Below are 6,844 nucleotides of genomic sequence, written 5' to 3'. Positions count from 1 at the left end.
TACCGCAGCCACTTCCCCTGCCGCGTGACCCTGGTGGCAGCCACCAATCCCTGCCCCTGCGGCTGGCATGGCGATCCCGAACGACTTTGCAGCTGTAGCGAATCGATCCGTAAACGCTATTGGGCAAAGCTTTCAGGCCCCCTGCTCGACAGGCTTGATTTGCAGGTGGTGATGCGCAGGCCCAACAGCGATGAACTTGCCGCCCCCTATCGCCGCAGCCACCAAGAGCCAGAGGGCGAATCCACCTCAAAAGTGGCCATGCGGGTCAAACAGGCCCGCCAACGCATGGCAGAGCGCAACCCCGCTGGCTGTAGCAATGGGGAGCTGGCATCGGCCAGGCTGAGCGAGGTGATCAAACTCAGCGATGCTGCCCTAGCCCTATGGGAGGGGGCCCTCAATCAAAGACAGCTATCGGCAAGGGCAGGGGAGCGGCTGCTGCGGGTTGCCCAGACAATCTGCGATTTAGACGGCAAAGAGCAGATCGGCCCCAGCGCCATTGCCGAGGCCCTCACTTTCCGCTCCTTCGATCAACTGACTTCTTGAGATCAGCGGCGACGGCGACGCTGCTGGGCCTTGCGCTTGTACTTCTCAACGGGAGTTTCGTGGTGACGAAGCCGCTTCAGGTCGGCAAAGATGCCCGCCTTGGACACCTGGCGCTTGAAGCGGCGCAGAGCCGATTCAATGCCTTCGTTTTCGCCGACAGTGACCTGGGTCATGAAGCGCTGTACAAAGCACTGAGTTTACCAATGTAGCAACTCCCCTGGCCTGGCCTTGCCCAGCAGCTCACTGGCGGGTGACTGGGCGTGCCGCCGGGGCCTGGATTTCCACAACAGCCGCCGCTGTGTCGCGGTAGACGTATACATGGCCGAGCTTGCGGCCAGCAAAGGCCCGGCGCTTGAGCTGCCAACCGGGCTCGAAAACCAACTGCATAAAGCCCGCCCCATCGCCCAGGGTGCGGGCAACCAGATATTCGGGGCCCGCGTCCGCCTTGGTGGGGATGGCCAGCAGCTGGATGTCTTTGTCCTTACGGATCACCGAAAGGCGGTAGCTGGTGGCCAAATCGGTATCGCCGATCCGCAGGGAATAGCCGTTGGCATCGATGTAGCGGCTACAAACGCCTGTGAAATCAAAGGTGGCCAACATCGGATCAACCTTGGCGGGATTGGAGCCGCTCATGGCAAAGCAGGGACGCCGGCCGCTCACCTGTTCGTAGATGTTCAGTTGCTGCCTGCTGCCATCACCGATGGGGGAAGCCACCAGCACAAATTTTTGTTGGTCGAGATCAGCCGCCTCAAATAGGGCACCAGCAGCAGCGGGCCTCAGCGCCGACAGTCCATCTGCCGCCACCACCGCAAAGGCCACCACCGCCAGGGCAAAAACCTTTGCCTTTGCTGGGGTAAGGGCAGATCGCAGAGCGTTGAACGGCATCACCAATCGGACCTGAGGAAACCAATGGTATGGAGCAAAAGCGCCCTAGGCCAGGGGGGAAGGCTGTGATTAGGCAGGTTTGTTGATGCGGATTGCCACCAGCAGGGCAACAACCGTGCCGGGCACACTCAAACCCAATATCCAGCGGGTGGTGAGTTGGCCCAGGTCAGGCTCGCCATAGGCCAGCTCAAACACCGAACCGGTGGCGGCAATTCCAAGCAGGCAGGCCAGGGCCAGGAAAAGGCCCGCCAGGGGTTTCATCGGCATGGGTGAAGGGTGGTGGGGCTGGTATTCAGCGAATGGATTTGACGTGGTTGCGGTCGAAACCCTTCTCCTTAAGCCCCTCATTCAGGCTCAATTCATCGGTCACCCGATCCACAAACAGCACCCCATTGAGGTGGTCCATTTCGTGCTGAATGCAGCGGGCCAACAGGCCATCGGCCTTGATCCGCTGGGGCCGGCCCATCTCGCAGCGATAGGTGACCTCCACCACCGAAGGCCGCACCACATGGAGATAAACCCCGGGGATGCTCAGGCAACCCTCCTCGTAGGTCTCAATGCCGACGCCAAAACTGCTGATCTCGGGATTGATCAGCACCAGGGGGGGCGTGGCTGCATTTTCCGGATCGAGGTCGATCACCAGCAGCTGCTTATGGACGCCCACCTGGGGCGCCGCCAGGCCGATGCCATTGGCGGTATACATGCTGCGCAACATTTCACGGGCCAGGTCCCGGACGGTCTCATCCACCTTGCTGATCCGCCTGGCACTTTTACGCAACGCCTGGTTACCCAGGGTGTGTATTTCAAGCGAAGGCTTCTCAACTGCCTGCTTGGGCACCTGAACGCTGCGGCTGGATTGCTCCGCGTTGCGTGCCAACTGGGCGAAGCTGCGCGCCAAGGTGGTGTCTTAAGGAATGAAACTCCACTTTAGGGCGAGGAGCCAGGGTGATGGTTTGAGCAGGACCACCGACCGGGGCCTCCCCGCCGCATCAGTTGTGGGGCGGATCCCCAGCCTGAAGGAGCCCCTACTCGATGGCGGCCGCCTTTTTTGGCTGGAGCAAAGGCCCCACGAGCAGGGCCGCAGCACCCTGATGGTCAGGCCCACTAGCAGTGGGCCCACTGGCAGTAAATCCGGCTTGGGAGATGGGGCGATCGAACTAAGCCCAAACAGCTGGAACCTGCGCAGCCGGGTACACGAGTACGGAGGCGGGGTCTTTGCCGTCAAAGGCCAGGATCTGGTGGTTATCCACGACGGTGATCGCTGCCCCCACCACCTGCGGTTGGATCCCGTTAGCGGCGCCCCCCAGGGGGACTTCCGGCGCCTGGTGGCACCGGCTGATCGCGCCTTCGCCGATGGCTTAATCGATCCAGGCCGCCGGCGTTGGCTTGGGGTGATGGAGGCGGGCGGGATTGACCAACTGGTGGCCATCCCCCTTGCTGGCGGCGAACCGCAACTGCTGCATCAGCCGGCTGATTTTTGCGGCTACCCCGCCTTGAGCCCCGATGGCAGGCACCTGGCCTGGGTTACCTGGCAGCAGCCAGCCATGCCCTGGCAGCGCAGCCAACTGTGGCTAGCGGAGCTAGATGGGGACGGCCAATTGGGCGAGGCCCAGGCGATCGCCGGAGCCGGCCCCGATGGGCCCGAGGCCATATCGGTGTTTCAGCCGCTCTGGATTACCCCCGCTGGTGGCCCCCCCGAACTGGTTTTTTCCAGCGATGTCAGCGGCTGGTGGAATCTGCAGCGCTTCCGGCCCGGCAGCCCCCAAGGAGAAGTCCTGCTGACCATGGAGGCGGAATTTGGCATGCCCCAATGGGTCTATGGCATGCGGACCACCGCCTGGGATGGCAGCCAGCTGATTGCCGCCACCTGCCACCAGGGCGAGTGGCAGCTCGGCCGGCTGGATTTGGCCCCAGAACGGGTCGGCACGCCGGCGGCCTGGCAGCCGATCGAGCAGCCCTTCAACGACCTGGCCGCCCTAAGCGCTGAGGGAGGCCGTCTGGTCTGTGTGGCCAGCAATCCCAGCAGCCCCTCCGGACTGCTGGAGCTGGAAATCAGCAGTGGGCAGTGGCAGCACCGGCCCGTCGCCCCCAATCCTTTGCCAGCAGAGGCAATCAGCCCACCAGAGGCACTGTGGTTTGCCGGTTTCGACGACCAACCCACCCACGCCTGGTACTACCCACCAACCTCTGGAGCCTCGGCGAATGCACCCCTGCTGGTCAAAAGCCACAGCGGCCCCACCGCCATGGCCCGCACCGGCCTGAACCTGGCGATTCAGTTCTGGACCAGCAGGGGTTGGGGGGTGGTGGATGTGAACTACGGCGGCTCGACGGGTTTTGGCAGGGCCTATCGCCAACGACTCGATGGCCAATGGGGGGTGGTGGATGTGGCCGATTGCGCCGCCGCAGCCCGGGCCCTGGTGGCAGCGGCCAAAGCCGATCCCCAGCGCATCGCCATTGAGGGGGGTAGCGCCGGGGGCTTCACCACCCTGGCCGCCCTCTGTTTCAGCGATGTCTTCCGAGCTGGTGCCTGCCGTTATGGGGTGGCCGACCTAGGCGCCCTTGCCGCGGACAGCCATCGCTTTGAGGCCCACTACCTCGATTCCCTGGTGGGCCCTTGGCCTGCAGCAAAGGACACCTACCTGGCCCGCTCGCCGTTGCAGCATGCGGACGAGATGAGCTGTCCGGTGATCTTTTTTCAAGGCCTCGACGACCGGGTGGTGCCAGCCGAGCAAACCGAGCAGATGGCGGCAGCCCTCAAGGCCAAGGGGATTGCCGTGGAAGTGCACCTGTTTGCGGGAGAGGGCCATGGCTTCAAGCAGAGCAGCACCCAAATCAAGGTGCTGGAAGCCACCGAAGCCTTTTTCGCCAAACATTTCGCCCCACCTGCCGGGGCCAATGCCCCCTAAATGAACGCCGACTTGCTGGAATTAGGGCTTAGTGGGGTCGTGCTGGCGGCTCTGGTCCTGTTGGGGCGCAGCCTGGGCGAAGCCAGTGGCATGCAGAGAATCGGCCTGCCCGCTGCCCTGCTATCTGGATTGATTGGCCTCCTAATTGGGCCCTATGGCCCGGTGCAGTGGCTGCCCGCGGGCCTAACTGAGCTCTGGATCCCCTTCCCGGAGGTGCTGATGACCCTGGTGTTTTCCACCATGCTTTTGGGCAAACCCCTGCCCAGCGCCGGCTCCCTCTGGCGACCTGCCACGGCCCAATTGCTGTTGGGCCTCACCCTGGGCTTCGGCCAATACCTGATGGGGGGATTGGTGGTTTTGGGATTACTGATCCCCTGGCTCGGTGTCCATCCCCTGATGGCTTGCCTAATTGAGGTGGGCTTCGAGGGGGGCCATGGTTCGGCGGCAGTGATGGGGCCGATCTATGCCCAGTGGGGCTTTCTGGGCGGCCGCGACCTGGGCCTGGCGATGGCCACCGTGGGCCTGGTGAGCTCAGTGGTGGTGGGTTCACTGCTGGTGATCCTGGCCCGATCCCGGGGCTGGCTGGCGGAGTCCGAGTCAGCACCTGAGCCAACCCCACTGGCCCCTAAAACCCCTGCTACAACTGAGCAAACCTGGCTCCAGGGCCTGGAGCGACTGGCAACCAACCTGGGCTGTTGCGGCCTGGCGGTGCTGCTAGCCCTCGCCTTGCAAAGGCTGCTGCTGGTGATCACACCCAACATCAGCGCCGGCCTGGCTGAGGTGGTGCGAATCATGCCCCTCTTCCCCCTGGCTTTGCTGGGTTCCTTACTGGTGCAAGGGCTGCTGGAGCGGAGCGGCCAAAGCGGCTTTGCCACGCCTCGGCCCCAGGCCCAAACCGCCTCCCTCGCCACCGATCTTTTGATCACCGGAGCCATGGCCGGCCTCAACCTGCCCCTCCTGCTCCACGACTGGCTGCCTTTGGCCGTGCTTGCCGGGGTGGGGCTGGCCTGGAATTTGCTGGGCCTGCTGCTGCTGGCGCCAAGGATTTTGCCCAGCCCCTGGTTTGAGCGGGGCATAACCGAATTTGGCCAGGCCACCGGTGTGGCCGCCAGTGGTCTGCTGTTGCTTGGCCTGGCGGATCCCGACGGCGACAGTGACACCCTGGCCCCCTTTTCCTTCAAGCAACTGGCGATGCAACCAATCCTGGCCGGCGGGGTGATCACGGTGGTCGCGCCTCTGGCCGTGGAATCGATGGGCCTACCCGCCTGGACCGGGCTATGCCTGGCGATCACCCTCAGCTTTGCCCTGGGCGGTCTGCTGCTTGCCCGTAGTGCATCGAGCCCATCAGGGCAATAACCCTCTCCATCTCTGCAGCGTCCAGCAGCGGCGGTTCCCCCAGGGACAAAGCCTGGAGATACATGTGGGCAAGGGTTTCCACCTCAATCGCCAGGCGCAGGGCCTGGTCCAGGTTGCGGCCCAGGGCCACCTGGCCGTGCTGGGCCAGCAGGCACGCCAATTTGCCCTCCAAAGCCCTAACCGCATCTAGGGAGAGGGCCTTGGTGCCAAAGGTGGAATAGGGCGCGCAGGGGATCGTCGCCGTACCCGCCATCGCCACCATGTAGTGAAAGCTCGGAATCGGCCGTCCATGGCAAGCCAGGGCCGTGGCGTGGATCGAGTGGCAGTGGAGCACCGCCTCGATTTCCGGGCGACTGCGCAGGATCTCCGCATGGAGTTGCCATTCCGAGGAGGGCCGGCGCGGACTGCTGTGGTGGCCCTTGGGGTGGCCCGTGGGGTGGCCCCCAAAGTCGATCGCCACCAGATCCTCGGGTTCCATCTGCTCGTAGGGCAGGGAGGTGGGGGTGATCAGCAGACCACCGGGAATGCGGGCCGAAAGGTTGCCGGAAGTGCCCTGGTTGATGCCGCTTGAGTTCATCCGCCGGGCCACTTCCACCAGCTTCTGGCGTAATTCAGGCTGAGCGTCAGCTGGCAACGGCAGGCGGGCGATTGGGCCTGAGGCTAGACACATGTGCCATTAGGGACCGCATCACTTGGATCCGAGCCTGGTGCAAAAAGCATTTCGGTGCGCCGTCATTGCGGCAAAGATCAGCAAGCCCGCCACCTCCCACAGCTTCCGCCATTCCTTTGCCACCCATCTCCTGGAACGGGGGGCATGACATCCGCACAATTCAGGAACTTCTCGGCCACAGCGACATCCGAACCACAATGATTTATACCCACGTGCTCAATCGAGCCAATACGGCATTAGCAGCCCCGCAGACACTCTGTAACTTCATGAACACATCTTATGCGGATCCGCCCAAATAGTTGTTAGCGGTACCCAACACCAGGCAAAACAAAGTAGGATCTCTTTTTAGGCATCTGGGTTGAGCGAAATGTCAGCCTTTCTTAAGAGCATTGAGGAGCAGGCACGCGCCCTTAGCGCAGAGGATAGGGCAAGGCTAGCCGAGAGCATGCTGGAGTCACTCCACACATCAATCGCTGAAATCGAG

Annotated in this window: 10 protein-coding genes; 5 read left to right on the top strand and 5 right to left on the bottom strand. The window is 63.0% G+C overall.

Features of this window, described 5'->3' with window-relative positions; translation table 11 throughout:
* Nucleotides 1–543 (top strand): ATP-binding protein (locus KBY58_RS12525; protein ID WP_255004650.1); only part of this gene is annotated, 543 nt, incomplete at its 5' end.
* 2 nt (nucleotides 544–545) lie between these two features.
* Here the strand turns inward: KBY58_RS12525 and rpsU are convergent.
* From rpsU to def, 4 genes are all read right to left on the bottom strand, one after another.
* Nucleotides 546–716, bottom strand: coding sequence for a 30S ribosomal protein S21 (gene rpsU / locus KBY58_RS12520; protein ID WP_010304532.1), 171 nt, complete (start codon nucleotides 714–716; stop codon nucleotides 546–548).
* Nucleotides 717–783: 67 nt separating this feature from the next.
* Nucleotides 784–1,428, bottom strand: a complete 645-nt coding sequence (locus tag KBY58_RS12515) for a DUF3747 domain-containing protein (protein WP_255004649.1) — start codon at nucleotides 1,426–1,428, stop codon at nucleotides 784–786.
* 69 nt (nucleotides 1,429–1,497) lie between these two features.
* Nucleotides 1,498–1,695 (bottom strand): hypothetical protein, encoded by a 198-nt coding sequence (locus KBY58_RS12510; RefSeq protein ID WP_254934917.1) that lies wholly within the window; start codon nucleotides 1,693–1,695, stop codon nucleotides 1,498–1,500.
* A 25-nt stretch (nucleotides 1,696–1,720) separates the two neighbouring features.
* On the bottom strand, nucleotides 1,721–2,326 hold the full coding sequence (gene def, locus KBY58_RS12505) for a peptide deformylase (RefSeq protein WP_255004648.1): 606 nt from the start codon (nucleotides 2,324–2,326) through the stop codon (nucleotides 1,721–1,723).
* Between the two features lie 16 nt (nucleotides 2,327–2,342).
* Here def and KBY58_RS12500 point away from each other — a divergent pair, with 16 nt between their 5' ends.
* Both KBY58_RS12500 and KBY58_RS12495 read left to right on the top strand, forming a co-directional pair.
* The gene (locus KBY58_RS12500; protein WP_255004647.1) at nucleotides 2,343–4,334 is read left to right on the top strand and encodes a S9 family peptidase; all 1,992 of its coding nucleotides are present in this window, start codon (nucleotides 2,343–2,345) and stop codon (nucleotides 4,332–4,334) included.
* Nucleotides 4,335–5,690, top strand: a complete 1,356-nt coding sequence (locus tag KBY58_RS12495) for a sodium/glutamate symporter (RefSeq protein WP_255004646.1) — start codon at nucleotides 4,335–4,337, stop codon at nucleotides 5,688–5,690.
* On the opposite strand, the gene KBY58_RS12490 is transcribed toward KBY58_RS12495, so the two are convergent.
* Nucleotides 5,629–6,324, bottom strand: a complete 696-nt coding sequence (locus tag KBY58_RS12490) for a class II aldolase/adducin family protein (RefSeq protein ID WP_255004644.1) — start codon at nucleotides 6,322–6,324, stop codon at nucleotides 5,629–5,631. The two genes, KBY58_RS12495 and KBY58_RS12490, sit on opposite strands and share 62 nt — an antisense overlap.
* 73 nt (nucleotides 6,325–6,397) lie before the next feature.
* On the opposite strand from KBY58_RS12490, the gene KBY58_RS13225 reads away from it, so the two are divergent.
* Nucleotides 6,398–6,508 (top strand): tyrosine-type recombinase/integrase, encoded by a 111-nt coding sequence (locus tag KBY58_RS13225; protein WP_409995764.1) that lies wholly within the window; start codon nucleotides 6,398–6,400, stop codon nucleotides 6,506–6,508.
* The gene (locus KBY58_RS12485) at nucleotides 6,477–6,659 is read left to right on the top strand and encodes a tyrosine-type recombinase/integrase (protein WP_409995763.1); all 183 of its coding nucleotides are present in this window, start codon (nucleotides 6,477–6,479) and stop codon (nucleotides 6,657–6,659) included. Before KBY58_RS13225 ends, KBY58_RS12485 begins: the two co-directional genes overlap by 32 nt.
* The last annotated feature ends 185 nt before the right edge of the window (nucleotides 6,660–6,844 follow it).

It is taken from the genome of Cyanobium sp. HWJ4-Hawea, assembly GCF_024345815.1.
Taxonomy (GTDB): domain Bacteria; phylum Cyanobacteriota; class Cyanobacteriia; order PCC-6307; family Cyanobiaceae; genus Cyanobium_A.
This window is presented reverse-complemented; position numbering and strand designations above follow the sequence as displayed.